At 34.9% G+C, this 2,331-nt stretch carries 2 protein-coding genes; both read left to right on the top strand.

Annotation, left to right across the window (positions count from 1 at the left end):
* Positions 1 to 640: 640 nt before the first annotated feature.
* Positions 641 to 919: a helix-turn-helix domain-containing protein gene (locus tag G322_RS0118810; protein ID WP_022943215.1), complete on the top strand. Its 279-nt coding sequence runs from the start codon at positions 641 to 643 to the stop codon at positions 917 to 919.
* A 193-nt stretch (positions 920 to 1,112) separates the two neighbouring features.
* On the top strand, positions 1,113 to 1,388 hold the full coding sequence (locus G322_RS22495; protein ID WP_051143805.1) for a hypothetical protein: 276 nt from the start codon (positions 1,113 to 1,115) through the stop codon (positions 1,386 to 1,388).
* Positions 1,389 to 2,331 lie beyond the last annotated feature (943 nt).

Here is a 2,331-nt window from a genome sequence, read left to right as displayed (position 1 = left end):
GCAATAGCCGGCTATTACTCAATCATGCGCCTTGACCTTAGTCATTTACCCTGCGTAAAACCTGATCATTATATTAAGCGGAATGGTATTATACCTTTACCAGAGCCGGTACAGATAAAATGAACAGTATCTTGTTTGTAAGTCATATTGATCCTTATGTTGCCAGATGAAATGTTTTCAAAACCATGCACTAAGGAACTGATGACTAGATGGGTGATAATTTGAGAAAAGGCACCTGGCTCCTCATTTACGGTTAAATCATCGTCACAGTTAAGTTTTATGATGATATTTGTATGTTTAAATTTTGCTTTAAGACTTTGCAAAACTCCATTGGTATATGATACCAATCCGCATAAGTATCTGATCTATCTTGTTGCTTAAAATAATAAATAGCTACGTTGCATTCAATCGCAATAGCTAGCTATTACTCAATCATGCGCCTTGCTCTTCATCATTTTTCATCAACAAGCCCTGATCACAATATGATGCGGAATGGTATTATTTAATCTTGTAAATATTAATGCAGTGCCATTCGAGTCAAGTCTGGTGTGCATATCTATTTAGCTAGATATTAGATTTGGATCGCGTCTTTATGGAATTAAATTGCTAGGATTGTTATTTAACTAATTTAGAGTCGATTATGCCCATTAGCCGAACCAAAACATCATTTTATCGAAGATTGCTATTAGCTCACTTTATTGATAATGGAATTAATACCGTCCCAAAAATAATGGATGAAATTGAAATTCCGCGTAGAACCGCTCAGGACTCAATTGTTAGCCTCAAGGACTTAGATATTGTTTGCTCTTTCAAAGGTGCTTTGAAAGATGGTGAGTATATTATTGAATCTTGGGGGGGAATATCAAAAAGCTGGGTGTCTGATAATGTTGATAATATGAAACGTCAGCTAGGTTATTAATTGTGGTATTCATCTTAAAGCAAAGCTAAATAGGAACCAATGGGAAGCAGGAAGCAACAGTAGTTGATAATAAAGTGTTTTCCTTCTATAAGGCTGACTCAATAATTAAGTGTTGCGAACAAAATCTGTATCTTTGTTTATCTGATTATCCATGTGGTTCAAATCAAGCCGACTTTTATATCATTGCGTATTTATGTCCGCACTTGATAAAAAGCAATTAGGTTCAATCTGCTTTAAATTGGTTCGCAACGATGAAAGCTTGATTGCTGTATTTGAGTTCCAATGTGCACAATTAGGTGGGGTGTGTGATGTGGTGCGAACTAAAGAAGAGCATGTGATAGCGTTTGTGCCTAATTCCTTGTCTCCTGAAGATAAAATCTATTCAAGTTTACAATCCCCTAGGGCGTTAGACCCTGCATTTCAAAAGCAAATTGGATTAGGTGTTAAAAACAGATGCTCTGAGGAATGATTTAGTGCTTACTAATTTGATTCTTTGTTGCTTTTGGTGGTTTTATCTCATTGTTTTTGTGTTGTTTTATTCCTTTATTCAGGTGCAAAATATAGAGTAGTGTGCCGCGCCATCTGAAAATACACTTCAAGGCTGTTTGTACAGGCTTGAAGTGTAAAAAGTAACTTAAGCAGTGAAGCCCACGACCACCACTGTAAGTACCACTGCGATCACTGCAAAACGTTTCATAATTTCTTTAATCATAATTTTTACCTCGTTAGTGATGAATCTTCGGTGTTGTTTATTATCTCTTCTGTATTAAAAGATTACACGGTTATGCAGGTGGTTTAAATCACATTTACTGTTGGTTACAAACTGGTTATTTATTGCATGACAAGTGAGGTGCCACTTGTGCCTGATAATACAGCGAGCAAACTTGTAACAAGAAATAAAAGATGGGATAGTCGACGCTTTAAACTATTAACTTATTGGTTTAATTTAGATCAACAAGTAGAGGTTTAGTATTTTGTTATCTTGACCAGAATACTTGTTGATGTGATATTTTAGCGTGTTTTTAATCCACTTGTGTAAGTTTTTAAATTACTTAGAGTATATATATTGTGAATCGCACACTAACAAATAACCAAATATAAGGTCACTTAAATGCACTCTGTTTGCCAAATGGGTATTTACGCAGTGATTGGTTAATCACCTGTTATACCAATTACAATAAATAGCTGATCTATTTTACTGGTTAAAACAACTCACTTCTACGTTGTAAGTTTCGCAAAGGGAACAACCATTAAAGAATTAAAGTCTTTAATTTAATTCTACCGGTAGAGGATTAACGTAGTTAATCTCTCGAAAGGGTCAACTTACGCCTTGAATTAAGCTGTTTTCCCTGCGTAAAATTTAGATCACATACTTAATGTAATCGGTATTACAAATATTTTTCACAAAGTTC

Source organism: Psychromonas hadalis ATCC BAA-638 (assembly GCF_000420245.1).
GTDB lineage: Bacteria > Pseudomonadota > Gammaproteobacteria > Enterobacterales > Psychromonadaceae > Psychromonas > Psychromonas hadalis.
Note: the sequence above shows the minus strand (reverse complement) of the source record. Positions and strands in the feature narration are given on the sequence as shown.